This is a genomic window from Sphingopyxis sp. Root1497 (assembly GCF_001427085.1).
GTDB lineage: Bacteria > Pseudomonadota > Alphaproteobacteria > Sphingomonadales > Sphingomonadaceae > Sphingopyxis.
In genome coordinates this window covers 1,385,961-1,401,021 of record NZ_LMGF01000005.1, presented here as the reverse complement: position 1 = coordinate 1,401,021, position 15,061 = coordinate 1,385,961, and the positions used below count along the sequence as shown (strand labels likewise).

The window sequence follows — 15,061 nt, the reverse complement described above, 5'->3', positions numbered from 1 at the left end:
AAAAAGGAAAGGGCAGCGACGCCGGACTGGTTCCGGCGGCGCTCCCCCCTTGCCTGAGCGCCCATGACCCTTTTCCCGAAATGCCTGGCATTCGCGACCGCGCTGGTCGCGGCAGTGACGCTGCCCGCGGCGACGGGACGCGCCCAGACGATTTCCAATACCGCGTCGGCCGAATGGACCGCGAGCGGCCGGACCAGCCAGGCGCTGTCGAACCGCGTCGATGTGACGGTGACACCGCGCCCGCCCGAGCGGCCGACGATCCGCACCTATCGTCTGACCAACAACCTCGGTTCGGTGTCCGCGCCGGTCGTCCCGACCCGCTGCCAGGGCAATAGCGGAACCAGCCTGATCGAGCCCGCCGGCGCCTTCGCCGCCTTGCCGACCGATCCCGCCTCGCTCGAGCCGACCGGACGTTTTCACGCCGGTGAAGTGCTCGTGGTCGGCGTGACGTTGGCCGCCGCCAACAGCGATCCCAATGCGCGCGACACGCTCGACGTGACGCTTGAGCTTGAAAATGGCGATCGCGAGCGCATCACCTTGTCCGAAACCGCTGTAAACAGCGGCGAATTCGTCGGCATCATCAACACGATCAGCATTCCGCCGGCGCTGGTCGCGGGCGACTGCCGCCTGTCGGTCGCGCCGGACTCGACCGTTACCATGCGCGTCAGCGACGCCGTTCAGGCCGACCTGGTCGCGACCGCCGAGATCAGCTTCCTCGTCGATCCGTTCGGCATCGTCTTCGACAGCGGCGACGGCGCCCCGGTCGCGGGCAGCCGCGTGACGATCGTCGACGCCGCGACCGGCCAGCCAGCGCGCGTGTTCGGCGACGATGGCGTGTCGAGCTATCCGTCGAGCGTCATCACCGGCCAGAGCGTCACCGACAGCGGCGGCACCGTCTACAATTTCCCGCCCGGCGACTATCGCTTCCCCTTTGTCGCGCCCGGTACTTATCGCCTGATCGTCGAGCCACCGGCCCCCTTCACCGCGCCATCGACCGCCGACCCCTCCGCTCTGGCCGGTTTCCGTCGTCCCGACGACGGTTTGCCCTATACGATCACGACCGGCAGCTACGGCGCGGCGTTCACGCTCAGCGATCCGGCGCCGGTGCGCATCGATATCCCGGTCGACCAGCCCGGGGGCGAACTCGTCCTGCGCAAGACCACCTCGACGCAGGTCGCGGTGCCCGGCGACGTGATCCAGTACCGGATCGAAGTGTCGAACCGCGACGCGCGACGCGCCACCGGTGTGGTGACGGTGCGCGACGCGCTGCCCAAGGGGATGCGCCTGCGCCTCGACACTGTGCGCGCCGATGGTGCGCGTATCGATCCCGTCGTGGCCGGAAACGGTCGTGAGTTCAGCATCACCCTGCCCGCGCTTGCGCCGGCTCAGCGGGTACTGATCACCTATCTGGCCGAAGTCATCGTCTCGGCACAGCCCGGAAATGCGCTCAACCGCGCCACCGCGACCGACAATCGCGGCGCGACGAGCAACGTGTCCGAGGCGACGGTGTCGATCAAGCGCGACCAACTCGGCGACCGGATGACGATCATCGGGCGGATCACCGACGGCGGCTGCGGCGTGAACCCCGGCAAGGCCGCGGGAATCGGCGGCGTGCGCGTGATGCTGCAGGACGGGAGCTATGCCGTCACCGACCAGGACGGCCGCTATCATTTCGAGGGCGTGCGCCCGGGCCTGCATGTCGTGCAAATCGACCCGTCGACGCTGCCGCTCGACCGCGAACCCGTCGATTGCGCGCGCTCGACGGCAAGCGCGGGCAGCGCGATCTCGCACTTTGTGCAGGGCCGCGGCGGTTCGCTGAAGCGCGCCGATTTCCGCGCCATCGCCAGCGCCCCGCGCGCTGCGCCCAATCTCCAGACCGTCGAAGCGCCCGTGGTGCTCAGCGATCCCGAAGCTGCGGGCGCCAATCGCGACTGGCTGACCGGGCAGACCCCCGGCATCGCCTGGCTGTTCCCCGCCCCCGACCATAATCCGCGCTCCAAGGCCGTGCGTGCCGCGATCAAGCATTCGCCGGGCCAGAGCGTCGCACTGACGATCAACGGCAAGCCGGTCGATCCGCTGAGCTTCGAAGGCACGAGCAAGTCCGCCGACGGCCAGGTCGCGGTCAGCCTGTGGCGCGGCATCGAAATCCGCGAAGGCGAGAACAGCCTGGTCGCGACGGTCAAGGATGCGAACGGCGTGACGGTCGAAACGCTCGAACGCCGCGTCCATTATTCGATCACCCCGATGCGTGCGGCGCTGATCCGCGAAAAATCGGTGCTGGTCGCCGACGGCGTGACGCGCCCGGTGCTTGCGGTCCGCTTGACCGACCGCGACGGCAAGCCCATTCGCAGCGGCCTGACCGGCGATTTCAGCGTTCCCGCCCCTTATTACCCCGCGGTCGAAGCCGATGCGCAGCAGGCGCGCCAGCTGTCGGGACTCGAGCGCGCGCGGCCGGTGTGGAAGATCGATGGCGACGACGGCATCGCCTATATCGAACTCGAGCCGACGACCGCGTCGGGCACGCTGACGATCGATTTCGCGTTCCGCGACGACAAGGTAACGCGCAACCAGACGATCGAAACCTGGCTCGATCCCGGCGATCGCCCGTGGACCGTCGTCGGTTTCGCCGCAGGGACGATCGGCTACAACACGCTCGACGACCGCATGGAGCCGGTGGCCGAAACGCTCGACGATCTCAACGGCGACGCGCGCCTCGCGCTCTATGCCAAGGGCCGGGTGCGCGGTAAGTGGCTGATGACGCTGGCTTATGACAGCGACAAGGACAAGGACGACGCCCGTTTCGGCGGCGTGATCGACCCGCGCGCCTATTACACCATCTACGCCGACCGCAACGAGACGCGCTACGACGCCGCCTCGGTGCGCAAGCTCTATCTGCGGCTCGAACGCCCGCAATTCTATGCGATGTTCGGCGATTTCGAGACCGGCATTTCGGAACCGCAGCTCGCGCGCTACCAGCGCGCGCTCAACGGCGGCAAGGCCGAGTATCGCGGCCCGAACGTCGCTGCGACCGCCTTCGCCGCCGACACGCCCTACCGCTTCCGCCGAGACGAGATCCAGGGCAATGGCCTGACCGGTCCGTATCAGCTGGGCGCCAAGGATATCCTGCCGAACAGCGAGCGGATCGTCATCGAGACGCGCGACCGGCTGCATAGCGAGCGGATTATCGATACGCGCAGCCTGACGCGGCATATCGATTACGACATCGATTATTTCGCCGGCACATTGCGCTTCCGCGAGCCGGTGCTCAGCCGCTCGTCCGGGCTCGACCCGCAGTTCATCGTCGCCGAATATGAGGTCGACGGCATCGGCGAGCGTGTGCTCAACGCCGGCGGCCGCGTCAGCTATCAGTCGAACGACGAGAAACTGCGCGTCGGCGCGACGCTGATCCACGACGAAGACAGCAACGCCAAGACCAACCTCGGCGGTGTCGATGCGCGCTATCGCCCGAACATCGACACCGAAATCCGCGCCGAGCTGGCGGTCAGCGATGCCTCGGCCAAGGCCGGCAGCGCGGTCGCCGCTGCCGGGCGCGCCACCGCCTGGCTGATCGAGGCCGAGCATCACAGCAGCACGATGGATGTGCTCGCCTATGTCCGCGAACACGAAACCGGCTTCGGCGCCGGCCAGCTCAACCGCGGCGAGGACGGCACGCGCAAGTTCGGCGTCGATGCCCGGCTGCGCGCCACCCGTACGCTGTCGGTTACCGGCAGCGCCTGGCAGGAAGATTATCTCGACATCGGGTCGCGCCGTCGCGCTGCGCGCGCGCTGGTCGAGTATGACAATGGCACCACCGTCGCCCGCGCCGGGCTGACCCACGCCGACGACCGGCTGTCGGACGGCACCGGCAACACCTCCAACATCGTGCAGTTCGGCGCGACCCAGCGCCTGTTCGAAAAGCGCCTCGAACTCGACGCGCAGACCGAGTTCGCGCTCGGCGGCAAGGATGCGAGCGTCGATTTCCCGACCCGCCACCGTTTGGGCGCGCGTTTCGCGGTAACCCGCGACGTCAACCTCGTCGGCAGCTACGAGATCGCCGACGGCGACACGATCAAGGCGCGCACCGCGCGGCTCGGTTTCGATCTGGCGCCTTGGGCTGGTGCCCGCTTGCTCGCGACCGCGAACCAGCAGGAAATCGGCGAATATGGCCCGCGTAGCTTCGCGGCCTATGGCCTCTCGCAATCGCTCCAGCTCGGCAAGAAGCTGACGGTCGATATTTCGGTCGATGGCAATCGCACGCTCGGCGGCATCCGCGCCGGCGACGTGCTCAACGTCGACCAGCCGGTCGCCTCGGGTGGTTTCCTGGGCGGAAACGGTACGCTGACCGAGGACTTCCTCGCAATCAGCACCGGCGCGACGTATCGTACCGAGCGCTGGACGCTGACCGGGCGCGCCGAATATCGCGATGGCGAGCTTGCGAACCGTTACGGGTTGACGCTCGGCGGCCTCCGCCAGCTCGGCGAAGGCCGTGCGCTCGGCGCGCTCTTCACTTACGCCAAGGCGAGCGGTGTCGGCACCGTGCCGACCACCGAGGTCATGAGCTTCGAGATGAGCTGGGCGCACCGCCCCGCCGAATCGCGCGTGTCATGGCTCAACAAAAGCGAATTTCGTTCGGACAAGGTCCGCGATGCCATTGCCGGCCAGCCGGGCCCGATCGGCGGCGGCGCGCTGACCATCGACGGCGACGCGACGAGCCGCCGCGCACTCAACAGCCTGTCGGTGAACTGGACCCCGATGGGCAATCGCGATCTGGACGGCCGCCGCAGCGACGACCGGATGTGGTATGAGCGCGGCGAGTTCGGCTTCTTCTGGGGCACGCGCTATAATTTCGACAAGTTCGGCGCCGACGACGTCAAGGGCTGGTCGAACCTGCTCGGCGCCGATTTCCGTTTCAACCTCGGCGAACATATCGATGTCGGCGCGTCGGGCACCGTGCGTGTCGGCACTGGCGGCGACACGGTCAGCTGGGCGGGCGGGCCGACGGTCACGCTGGCGCCGATGAAGAACGCCAATATCACATTGGGTTACAACTTCTCGGGCTTCCACGACCGCGATTTCGAGGACAGCCGCTATTCGCGGTCGGGCGCCTATGTGACCTTCAAGCTGAAGTTCGACCAGACGAGCTTTCAGGGGCTGGGGTTGTAAATCGACGCCGCCCCTTACCTTTCGTCACCCCGGACTTGATCCGGGGTCCCGCTGATCGGTTTCGCAAAGCGGGATGCCGGATCAAGTCCGGCATGACGAAAATAGGAAGCGGTTAGTCCGCGAACAGCAGAACCGGCGTCTCGACCAGCTTCTTGAGCGCCTGGACATAGCTCGCGGCGTCCCAGCCATCGACGACGCGGTGGTCGCAGCTGATCGACAGATTCATCAGCTTCGCGCGGCGAATCTCGTCGCCGTCGAACACGGGCCGCTCGACGATCTTGTTCGGGCCGATGATCGCGACCTCCGGCCGGTTGATCACCGGGGTCGTCGCGATACCGCCGAGCGGACCGAGCGAGGTCACGGTCAGCGTGCCGCCGGTCAGTTCCTCGACCTTCGCCTTGCCGGTGCGCGCCGCTTCGGCCAAGCGCGTGATTTCGCTCGCGAGTTGCCAGACATTCTTGTCCTGCGCGTCGCGGATCACCGGGACCATCAGTCCGGCGTCGGTCTGCGTCGCCATGCCGAGGTGCACCGCGCCATAACGCGTCACCACGCCGCCCTCGTCGTCGTAGCGCGCATTGATCATCGGGAATTGCGGGATGGTGCGGCAGATTGCGACGATCAGGAAGGGCAGCATTGTCAGCTTGGGACGGCCGCCGCGATTGGCGTTGAGGTCGGCGCGCATATCCTCCAGCGCCGTGACGTCCATTTCCTCGACATAAGTGAAGTGCGGGATCGCGCGTTTCGACGCCGCCATATTCTCGGCGATCTTGCGGCGCATGCCTATGACCTTGATCGGCTCGTCGGCGCGCGCGCGGCTCGCGCCGGGGGCATGATAGCCCTGCCCGCCGCTGTAGCGGAGAAAGGCGTCGAGGTCGGCATGGCGGATGCGGTCGCCCTCGGCGTGGATCTGGCCGAGATCGACGCCAAGATCCTTGGCGCGCGCGCGGACAGCGGGAGACGCGAGGACCTGACGGTCGTGTGCGGGCGCGGCTAACGAGGCCAACACAGGTGCAGGAGCCGGCGCAGGCGTCGCAGCGGGAACCGGCGCAGCGACTTCGGCGACCGACGCTTCCTCGGCACCCGGCGTTTCCGCGACGATTTCTTTCTCGACCGGCGTGTCGGCGGGCGGCGCTTCGATCTCGCCATCGCCGTCGGTCTCGATCACCGCGAGAGTCGACCCGATCGGGATCAGGTCGCCAACCTCGCCCGCCAGTTCGACGACCACACCCGACACGGGCGATTCCATTTCGACGGTCGCCTTGTCGGTCATCATGTCGGCAAGCTGGGCGTCTTCCTCAACGCGCTCGCCGACCTTCACATGCCAGGCGACGATTTCGGCTTCGGCGATGCCTTCGCCGATATCGGGCAGACGGAATGAATAGCGGGCCATGACGTCAGTCCTTCAAAATCTTGGTGAGCGCAGTCGCGATACGCACCGGGCCGGGAAAATAGGCCCATTCGAGGCTGTGCGGATAGGGCGTGTCGAAACCGGTGACGCGTTCGACCGGCGCCTCGAGATGGTAGAAGCAGCGTTCCTGGACGAGCGCCACAAGCTCGGCACCAAAGCCCGAGGTGCGCGTCGCCTCGTGGATGATCAGGCAGCGCCCGGTCTTTTGCACCGACGCCTCGATCGCCCCGATATCGAGCGGTAGCAGCGTGCGCAGGTCGATGATCTCGGCATCGATGCCCATCTCCTCGACGATCGTCTTGGTGACATGCACCATCGTGCCATAGACGAGGATGGTCAGCGCTTCGCCGGCGCGAACCGTCGCGGCCTTGCCGAGTTCGATGCGGTAATGACCCTCGGGAACCGCGCTCGCTTCATGCTTCGACCAAGGCTCGACCGGGCGGTCGTAATAGCCGCTGAACGGGCCGTTATAGATGCGCTTGGGTTCGAGAAAAACGACGGGGTCGTTATCCTCGATCGCCGCGATCAGCAGGCCCTTGGCATCATAGGGGTTCGACGGGATGACCGTCTTCACGCCGCAGATATGCGTCATGATGCTCTCGGGCGACTGGCTGTGGGTCTGACCACCGAAGATGCCGCCGCCGAAGGGGGTGCGCACCGTCATCGGGCAGATGAAGTCGGCCGCCGAGCGATAGCGCAGCCGTGCGGCCTCGCTGACCAGTTGGTCGAGCCCCGGATAGATGTAATCGGCGAACTGGATTTCGGGGACCGGGCGCAGGCCATAGGCGCCCATGCCGACCGCGACGCCGATGATGCCGCATTCGTTGATCGGGGTGTCGAAGACGCGGGTCTTGCCATGCTTTTTCTGCAGGCCCGCGGTGGCGCGGAACACGCCGCCGAAATAGCCGACATCTTCGCCCATCACCACGGTGTTGGGGTCGCGTTCGAGCATGACGTCCATGGCGCTGTTGATCGCCTCGATCATGTTCATGGTCTTGGTGGTCGCTTGAGTCTCGGGGGCCATCATTCGGGCTTCCAATTGGGGCCGAATTTGGCCTCTTGCTCGGCGAGCATCTGATCGCATTGTTCCTTGAGGTGCCAAGGCATCTCCTCAAACACGTCCTCGAACATGGTCTCGAACGGCTGATGCATGCCGTGGCCAAGAATACCGAGCTTTTCCGATTGCTTCTGGGTCGTCTTGACCAGATCGTCGAGTTCGGTGCGCTGCGCCGCGTGACGGTCTTCATCCCATTCGCCGAGAATGATCAGATGCTGCTTCAGCCGCGCGATCGGGTCACCGAACGGCCAGATCGTCGGCTCATCGGACGGGCGATAGGCGCTCGGGTCGTCGGAAGTGCTGTGGCCTTCGCTGCGATAGGTGAAATGCTCGATCAAGGTCGGGCCATTGTTGGTGCGTGCGCGATCCGCCGCCCATTGCGTCGCGGCGTAAACCGCGAGCGGGTCATTGCCGTCGATGCGCAGCCCGGCAATGCCATAACCAACCGCACGCGCGGCAAAGGTCGTGCGCTCGCCGCCAGCGAAGCCCGAGAAGCTCGAAATCGCCCACTGGTTGTTGACGACGTTGAAGATCACCGGCGCGTTGTAGACGGTCGCAAAAGTCAACGCCGAGTGGAAATCGCCCTCGGCCGATGAACCTTCGCCGCACCAGACGGTCGCGATCCGGCTGTCGCCCTTCGATGCCGAGGCCATCGCCCAGCCCACCGCCTGCGGATATTGGGTCGCCAAATTGCCCGAGACGCTGAAGAAACCGTGCTCGGGTGCCGAATACATGATCGGCAGCTGGCGGCCCATCAGATGGTCGCCGCGGTTCGAGTAGATCTGGTTCATCATCTGGATCAGCGGATAGTCGCGCGTGATCAATATGCCCTGCTGGCGATAGCTGGGGAAGCACATGTCCGACCGGTCGAGCGCCATGGTCGAGGCGACCGAGGTCGCCTCTTCGCCGGTACATTTCATGTAGAAGCTGGTCTTGCCCTGGCGCTGGGCGCGGAACATGCGATCGTCGAAGGCGCGTACGAGCATCATGGTGCGCAGCATCGCGCGGAGACGCTCGGGCGCGATCTTCGGATCCCACGGCCCCTTCGCCACCCCGTCGAAATCGAGCACGCGGACGAGGCCGTAGCACAGCTCGCGCATCGCATCGGGTTTGGTGTCTTCGCTGGGGCGCGGGGTCGCATCGACGGAGGGCACCGCGATATCGCCGAAGTCGGGGGTGTCGCCCGGACGATAGCGCGGCTCGGGGATATGGAGCGACAGCGGCGGCAGGTTGCTCGCCGGCATCCGAGGCGTCTCGGGCATATCTTCTTCCCTTTTGGCGCGAATCGACGCGCCTAGTTATATTTCAACGTGGCGACATATTATTACCGTCTCCACAGGATTGCAACGCCGGCGTCAGACCGCCACCGGCGCTGAAATATGCGTTTGCGGGGCATAGGCTTCGACCGCGAAATCCTCGAATTTATAGTCGAAAATGCTCGGAGGCCGGCGAAGGATGCGCAGTTTCGGCGCCCCGCCGGGAATGCGCGACATCTGCTGTTCGACCAGGCCGGCGTGATTGAGGTACAAATGCACGTCGCCCCCGGTCCACACCAGTTCGTGCGCGTGCAGCCCCGCCTGCTCGGCGACCATGCGCGTCAGCAATGCGGCTTCGAAGACGTTGAACGCGAAACCGAGGCCGAGGTCGCACGAGCGCTGGAAGAGCAGGCACGATAGCCCGCCATCGCTGCGGACGTGAAACTGATAGGTCATATGGCACGGGGGCAGCGCCATGCGGTCGAGATCGGCGACGTTCCAGCCGGTGAAGATATGGCGCCGCGACCCCGGATTGGTCCGGAGCGATTCGATGAGCGCCGCGATCTGGTTGTGCCCCTGCTCCGAACGGCGGAACAGCCCCTCACCCGCCGACTCGTAGCGCGGCCAGTTGACCCACTGGTGGCCATAGACCGGGCCGAGGTCGCCCCATTGCGCGGCGAAGCCGTCGTCCGCGATGATCCGCGCCTCGAAATCGGCGGCGTTGATGTCGTCGCCGGTCGCCTTGCGATATTTTTCAAGCGGCCAATCGGTCCAGATTTTCACCCCCTGCGCCACCAGCGACCGGATATTGGTGTCGCCGGTGAGGAACCACAAAAGCTCGCGCAGCGCGGTTTTCCAATAGACGCGCTTCGTCGTCAGCAGCGGGATAGCATCGTCCGCAAGCGAGAAACGCATCGTCTCGCCGAACAGCGAGCGCGTGCCGACGCCGGTGCGGTCGACGCGCTCGTCGCCCTCGACCCAGATGCGGCGCATCAGGTCGAGATATTGCAGTTCATAATGGATGGACTCAGGCAAGATTCGCTCCCGGCTTCTCGTCATTGCTAGGCTTCATGCGACGAGGCGGCAAGACTCGCCCCCGATCCTCCATTGCGGGCCAATCCTGCCTTGGGCTTTGCCCGGCGGTGGCGCATGAAGGCGCGTCATGACACGATATGAAACCATCGAGGCGCCGGGCGCGCAGCCGGCGTCGCCCGGCTTTGTGCCGCGCGACGACGAAGAAGAGTTGCCGCGGCTGCTGCTGCGCCCCTGCTTTCCGGTCGACGGCGAAATATTGCTGATCGCCGGATTCGACGCGTTCGACCGGTTGCTGTGCCTCGAACGCGCCGAAAGCGACCGCGCTGGGCGCTGTATCGTGCCGCCGCCGGTCTGGCGTGCTGCGCTCGATGCGAAACCCGCGCAGATCGTGATGGCGCACAACCATCCGTCGGGACTCGCGCGCCCGAGCGACGCCGACCTCGCCACGACGCGCGAATCCGCGCGCTTCCTGGCGCTGCTCGGTATCACCCTGTCGGACCATATGATCTTTACCGCCGATGGACATTTCAGCTTTTGGCGTGCCGGATTGCTTTAGGGGCCGCAATCATGGCGACTATGCCGATTGGCGCTTGAAGTTCGCAAGATGCACGTCTAGGGGACCGCTCTGCCTTCGCGGCGGCCCCAGGCCGTCCGCAAAGATCGGTCGGGGAGTAGCTCAGCCTGGTAGAGCACTGTCTTCGGGAGGCAGGGGCCGGAGGTTCGAATCCTCTCTCCCCGACCAGTTTCTTTTGCAATCATCACCCCCTTGTAACCTGACGGCATACACCCTAGATTGGTGTTACGCCGCTGTGGTTTTCCCCCTTTCCATCGCGGCGCAGTGTCCCACCGAAAGGTGCGGGCGCGTCCTCCCTGGACCCTGGCCACCTCGTACTCCGGTACGAGGTGGTTTTTTATTGGGCAGTCGTTATTCGGCAGCTTGGGGCAGCGCCCCGGCGCCCGGCCAGGCCCGCGCCACATCGCCTAACAACCCGTAAAACCAGTCGCTTAACGGACCCAGCTTGTCGGCGTCGGGCGACCGGTCGCGGCACAGATAGAGGCTGCGGTCGATCTCGATCTGCACGGCGTGTACGCCGCGATCGGGACGGCCGTGGCTGCGAATGATATGTCCGCCGGCATAGGGCTGGTTGCGCGACACCGGAACGCCCAGCCGCTCGGCTGCGGTGACTACCGTGTCGACCAACCAGCTGTCGGCCGTATCGCCGAATCGGTCGCCGATGACGATCCGCGCGCCATGCCCCGCCTGCCCCACCGGAATCGACGGCATGCTGTGCAGGTCGATCAATATCGCGTGGCCGTGGCGCCGGCGCGCGCCCTCCAGCGCGTCGGCGAGCGCATCGTGAAAGGGGCGATGCAACGAATCGAGCCGCCACGCGAGCGCCGCCCGGTCGATCGGCCTTTTCCATAAAGGCCCGACATCGGCGAGCCGCGTCGGCACGACGCCCAGCCCCGCGCGTTCCTTGCGGCCCGGCGCCGAATATTGCGGGCGCAGCGCGGGGGCGACTTCGCCCGGCGCCATCTGTCCTTCAGCGCGATTGCAATCGGCCACCGCGCGTGCCCACAACGCTTGCACCACGGACGCGCCGGCCTCGCCTGCGCGCGCGGCGATCAGGTCGGACCAGCTGTCCTCGAGCCGTTCGAGTTCGAGCCGCGTCGCGCGCGCCGCGGCGAGCAGTTCGGGCGGATAGATGCGCCCCGCATGCGCCACCGACACCACGATCGGCGTGCCTGCGGCGTCCGGACGCGTGACCGAAACGGCGTTGGTCGAAAGGAAGGGGCGCGTCATCGGCACGGGGTGGCAAAAATCCGGCGGAGAATCCAGCGCCGCCTGAATTTGTTAAGTTTGTGGCGCTATGGGACGGTTTCGATATAACGGTATCGCCGCGTGAAGGCGCCGCCGTGGGACCTGGGGGCTGTTATCCGCATGATTCGCATATTGCTGGCCGAAGATGACGATGTAATGCGCGAATATCTCGCGCGGGCGCTGACCAGCGCCGGTTATCACGTCACCGCGGTCGACCGCGGGACCGAGGCGGTTCCCTATATCGATTCGGGCACCTTCGACCTGCTCCTGTCGGACATCGTCATGCCCGAAATGGACGGAATCGAGCTCGCGCAGCACGCCGCGAAGGTCGCGCCGCAAACGCAGGTCATGTTCATCACCGGTTTCGCCGCGGTTTCGCTGCGCGCCGAGGAAAATGTGCCGCAGGCGAAGCTGCTGTCGAAGCCGTTTCACCTCAAGGATCTGGTGCGCGAGGTCGACAATCTGTTCGGCCGCGCCGACCGTTCGAACCAACAATAAGGACGCCCGCTGCACCGAAGGGCTTGCCAAGCGGTGCGGGGCCTATTAGGGGGCGCGTCACCCCAAGGGATGGGCGTGTAGCTCAGTGGTAGAGCACTGTGTTGACATCGCAGGGGTCGCAAGTTCAATCCTTGCCACGCCCACCATTAAAAACGCCGCCACCCCAATGGGTTGGCGGCGTTTTTACTTTCCAGGTTCGTCGCGGTTTACGCCATGCCACGCGCCAGGTCGCCGCGCGATGCGTCGCCGATCTGGCTGCCCCCGTCGCAGTCGAGGATCGTCCCGGTGATATAGCCCGCAGCCGGGCTGCACAGGAACACCGCCGATTCGGCGACCTCCTCGACCTCGCCCCAGCGCTTCATCGCGATGCGGTCGAAATGCGACTGGCGCGACGCCGCGTCGGGCGCGAGCCGCGCCATGCCTTCGGTCCCCGCGATCGGTCCCGGCGAGATGCCATTCACGCGGACCTCTGGCCCCCATTCGAGCGCGAGGACCCGGATCAGCTGGTTGATCCCCGCCTTCGCGGCGCACGCGTGCGCCTGCAGCGCCGAGGCGTTGATCGCCTGCCCCGCAGTGATCGCGATCAGCGACGCGCCGGGTCGGTTGAGCAGGTCGTGGCAACCGCGGAACACGTTGAAGGTGCCGTTGAGGTCGATATCGACAACGGTACGGAAGGCGTTGGCCGACATGCCGAGCACGGGGGCAAGGAAATTGCCCGCGGCGCCCGAAATGACGATATCCATCGGGCCGAATTTGTCTGCGACGGTCTCCATCACACCGCGAATCGCGGCATAGTCGCGCACGTCGCCCGACAGGCCGATCGCGTCATGGCCGATTTCACCGGCCGCGCGCTGTGCCTTGTCGGGGTCGCGGCCCGCGACCGCGACCTTGGCGCCGAGTTGGGCAAAGCGTTTGGCGATACCCAGGTTGATGCCGCTGGTGCCGCCGGCGACGAACGCCGTCTTGCCCGCCAACAGATTGTCGCGAAAACTGCTCATGCTCTTCCTTCTCCCTGTCCTGTCCGCCATTCCTGCCCGCATGGGGTTGACGGAATGGAATCGGTGGCCTTTTGAAACCCGACAAGACAGCAAGGATCAAATGATGGCAAGCGGCCCGACTTCGAACAGCTTCATCTCACAGCGGCTGAAACTGCATTATGCCGATTGGGGCAATCAGGATGCGCCCCCGCTTTTGCTGGTCCATGGCGGGCGCGACCATTGCCGCAGCTGGGACTGGGTCGCCGAGAAATTGTGCGACCGCTATCACGTCATCGCGCCCGACCTGCGCGGTCATGGCGACAGCGCCTGGTCGCCCGACGGCAATTACGAGATCGGCGCCTTCGTCTACGACCTCGCGCAATTGATCCACCAGCTCGACCTCGCCCCGGTGACGATCGTTTCGCATTCGATGGGCGGCAATATTTCGACACGCTACACCGGACTCTATCCCGACAAAGTCAGGAAGCTCGTGTCGATCGAAGGCCTCGGCCCCTCCCCGGCGGTGCAGGAGGAGCGCACGAAGACCCCGTTCGACGAACGGATGCGCCAGTGGATCGCCGACAAGCGCCAGGCGGCGGGGCGCCAGCCCAGGCGCTATGCCACGCTCGACGAGGCGCTGGCGCGGATGATGACCGAAAATGCCTATCTGACCGAGGAACAGGCGCGCCACCTGACAATTCAGGGCGCGAGCCGCAACGAGGACGGCAGCTGGAGCTGGAAGTTCGACAATTATCTGAACATCTGGACGATCTTCGACATGCCGCAGGAGGAGTTGCACAAGCTGTGGGCGAATATAACGTGCCCGACGCTGCTTCTCTATGGTGCCGACAGCTGGGCCTCGAACCCCGAAAAGGACGGGCGCATCCAATATTTCAAGACCGCGCAGGTCATCGAATTCGAAAACGCCGGCCACTGGCTGCACCACGACCAGTTCGACCGGTTCATGTCCACGCTAGACACTTTCCTCTAAACCAACGCCGGTTGCGCGCATGGGCGCGCGGTTGGGCGTCGAAATGACCTATTCGGGGCAATTGCCGGCGCGGCAACGCGCCATCGCGGGCGGCGCTACGCTGGCCGTGGCGCTCGCCGTCGGAATCGGGCTGGTCAGCGGACTCGATCTGGCCGCGGTGCGCCGGGCGAGCGACGCGATCCACGCCTTCGCCCTGCCCGTTCCCCCGCCGGAAGCGCAGGCGGTTCCCGAAAGCAAGCCGTCGAACGCGCCCGCCGGCGAGGCTTCGGCCGCCAACCGGCAAGCCAGGCCAGCGCCTCTCGAAGCGCCCAAGCCTATCGTCCCGCCCGTCAAGCCGCCCCCGGTCGCAGCGGCGCCCAAGGCGGAAAGCGGTAACGACGCATCGGCAGGGGCCACGCCGGTCGCGGGTCCGGGTAGCGGTGCGGGCGGGCGCGGCGACGGCTTCGGCGCGGGCGGATCGGGCAGCGGCACCGGCGGCGGCACGCGTCCGGTGTGGCGCAGCGGAACGATCGCCGACCGCGATTATCCAAAAGCGGCGCGCCGCGCCAAAATCGGCGGCGAGGTTGAGGTGCGCTTCACCATCGAGCCAAGCGGCCGCGTCACACGCTGTCGCGTCACGCGATCGAGCGGCGACGCGTCGCTCGACGCGACCACGTGCGGCCTGATCGAGGAACGCTTCCGCTTCCGGCCGGCAACCAACGCCCGCGGCGATGCGATCGCCAGCGAATATGGCTGGCGCCAGCGCTGGTGGCTCGAAGGCCGCTGATCGTCGCGCCGATTGTAACAGAAGCCGCAACGAATATGAGAATGATTATCAATATGGATTGACAGTGCGAACGACTCTCAATAGCGGA

11 protein-coding genes and 2 tRNA genes are annotated in these 15,061 nt (G+C 65.8%); 7 read left to right on the top strand and 6 right to left on the bottom strand.

Going from position 1 to position 15,061, the window contains the following annotated elements; all coding sequences use genetic code 11:
• Positions 1-63: 63 nt before the first annotated feature.
• A complete protein-coding gene (locus tag ASD67_RS21095) occupies positions 64-5,163 on the top strand; it encodes a DUF11 domain-containing protein (RefSeq protein ID WP_056351251.1) in 5,100 nt (1,699 codons plus the stop codon).
• 112 nt (positions 5,164-5,275) lie between these two features.
• On the opposite strand, the gene ASD67_RS21090 is transcribed toward ASD67_RS21095, so the two are convergent.
• The 4 genes from ASD67_RS21090 to thyA all read right to left on the bottom strand — a co-directional run bounded on the left by ASD67_RS21090 (position 5,276) and on the right by thyA (position 9,943).
• On the bottom strand, positions 5,276-6,553 hold the full coding sequence (locus ASD67_RS21090) for a dihydrolipoamide acetyltransferase family protein (RefSeq protein WP_056351250.1): 1,278 nt from the start codon (positions 6,551-6,553) through the stop codon (positions 5,276-5,278).
• 4 nt (positions 6,554-6,557) lie between these two features.
• Positions 6,558-7,562, bottom strand: coding sequence for an alpha-ketoacid dehydrogenase subunit beta (locus tag ASD67_RS21085; protein WP_235535773.1), 1,005 nt, complete (start codon positions 7,560-7,562; stop codon positions 6,558-6,560).
• A 32-nt stretch (positions 7,563-7,594) separates the two neighbouring features.
• Positions 7,595-8,890, bottom strand: coding sequence for a thiamine pyrophosphate-dependent enzyme (locus ASD67_RS21080; protein WP_056351246.1), 1,296 nt, complete (start codon positions 8,888-8,890; stop codon positions 7,595-7,597).
• Positions 8,891-8,983: 93 nt separating this feature from the next.
• Complete coding sequence (gene thyA / locus ASD67_RS21075; protein WP_056351244.1) at positions 8,984-9,943, bottom strand: thymidylate synthase; 960 nt, start codon at positions 9,941-9,943, stop codon at positions 8,984-8,986.
• Positions 9,944-10,046: 103 nt separating this feature from the next.
• Between thyA and ASD67_RS21070 the strand changes: the two genes are divergently transcribed.
• Entirely contained in the window at positions 10,047-10,475 is a 429-nt protein-coding gene (locus ASD67_RS21070; RefSeq protein ID WP_056351242.1) for a JAB domain-containing protein, read from the top strand.
• Between the two features lie 109 nt (positions 10,476-10,584).
• Positions 10,585-10,661 (top strand) — tRNA-Pro (locus ASD67_RS21065).
• Between the two features lie 183 nt (positions 10,662-10,844).
• Here the strand turns inward: ASD67_RS21065 and ASD67_RS21060 are convergent.
• Positions 10,845-11,723: an N-formylglutamate amidohydrolase gene (locus ASD67_RS21060; RefSeq protein WP_235535772.1), complete on the bottom strand. Its 879-nt coding sequence runs from the start codon at positions 11,721-11,723 to the stop codon at positions 10,845-10,847.
• Between the two features lie 138 nt (positions 11,724-11,861).
• Between ASD67_RS21060 and cpdR the strand changes: the two genes are divergently transcribed.
• Together cpdR and ASD67_RS21050 are read left to right on the top strand one after the other, a co-directional pair.
• Positions 11,862-12,239 carry a cell cycle two-component system response regulator CpdR gene (gene cpdR / locus ASD67_RS21055; RefSeq protein ID WP_056351240.1) on the top strand — a complete coding sequence of 126 codons (378 nt, stop codon included), beginning with the start codon at positions 11,862-11,864 and terminating at the stop codon, positions 12,237-12,239.
• 71 nt (positions 12,240-12,310) lie between these two features.
• Positions 12,311-12,385, top strand: a tRNA-Val gene (locus ASD67_RS21050).
• A gap of 60 nt (positions 12,386-12,445) precedes the next feature.
• Here ASD67_RS21050 and ASD67_RS21045 read toward each other — a convergent pair.
• Positions 12,446-13,237 (bottom strand): SDR family oxidoreductase, encoded by a 792-nt coding sequence (locus ASD67_RS21045; RefSeq protein WP_056351238.1) that lies wholly within the window; start codon positions 13,235-13,237, stop codon positions 12,446-12,448.
• Positions 13,238-13,337: 100 nt separating this feature from the next.
• Between ASD67_RS21045 and ASD67_RS21040 the strand changes: the two genes are divergently transcribed.
• Entirely contained in the window at positions 13,338-14,207 is an 870-nt protein-coding gene (locus tag ASD67_RS21040; protein WP_056351236.1) for an alpha/beta fold hydrolase, read from the top strand.
• A gap of 19 nt (positions 14,208-14,226) precedes the next feature.
• Positions 14,227-14,973: an energy transducer TonB gene (locus tag ASD67_RS21035; protein WP_056351234.1), complete on the top strand. Its 747-nt coding sequence runs from the start codon at positions 14,227-14,229 to the stop codon at positions 14,971-14,973.
• The last annotated feature ends 88 nt before the right edge of the window (positions 14,974-15,061 follow it).

Coding starts and splice junctions, on each gene's coding strand:
- ASD67_RS21040 (WP_056351236.1), top strand. CDS start 13,338: ATGATGGCAAGCGGCCCGACTTCGAACAGCTTCATCTCACAGCGGCTG.
- ASD67_RS21060 (WP_235535772.1), bottom strand. CDS start 11,723: ATGACGCGCCCCTTCCTTTCGACCAACGCCGTTTCGGTCACGCGTCCG.
- ASD67_RS21090 (WP_056351250.1), bottom strand. CDS start 6,553: ATGGCCCGCTATTCATTCCGTCTGCCCGATATCGGCGAAGGCATCGCC.
- ASD67_RS21085 (WP_235535773.1), bottom strand. CDS start 7,562: ATGAACATGATCGAGGCGATCAACAGCGCCATGGACGTCATGCTCGAA.
- cpdR (WP_056351240.1), top strand. CDS start 11,862: ATGATTCGCATATTGCTGGCCGAAGATGACGATGTAATGCGCGAATAT.
- ASD67_RS21095 (WP_056351251.1), top strand. CDS start 64: ATGACCCTTTTCCCGAAATGCCTGGCATTCGCGACCGCGCTGGTCGCG.
- thyA (WP_056351244.1), bottom strand. CDS start 9,943: ATGACGAGAAGCCGGGAGCGAATCTTGCCTGAGTCCATCCATTATGAA.
- ASD67_RS21070 (WP_056351242.1), top strand. CDS start 10,047: ATGACACGATATGAAACCATCGAGGCGCCGGGCGCGCAGCCGGCGTCG.
- ASD67_RS21045 (WP_056351238.1), bottom strand. CDS start 13,237: ATGAGCAGTTTTCGCGACAATCTGTTGGCGGGCAAGACGGCGTTCGTC.
- ASD67_RS21035 (WP_056351234.1), top strand. CDS start 14,227: ATGGGCGCGCGGTTGGGCGTCGAAATGACCTATTCGGGGCAATTGCCG.
- ASD67_RS21080 (WP_056351246.1), bottom strand. CDS start 8,890: ATGCCCGAGACGCCTCGGATGCCGGCGAGCAACCTGCCGCCGCTGTCG.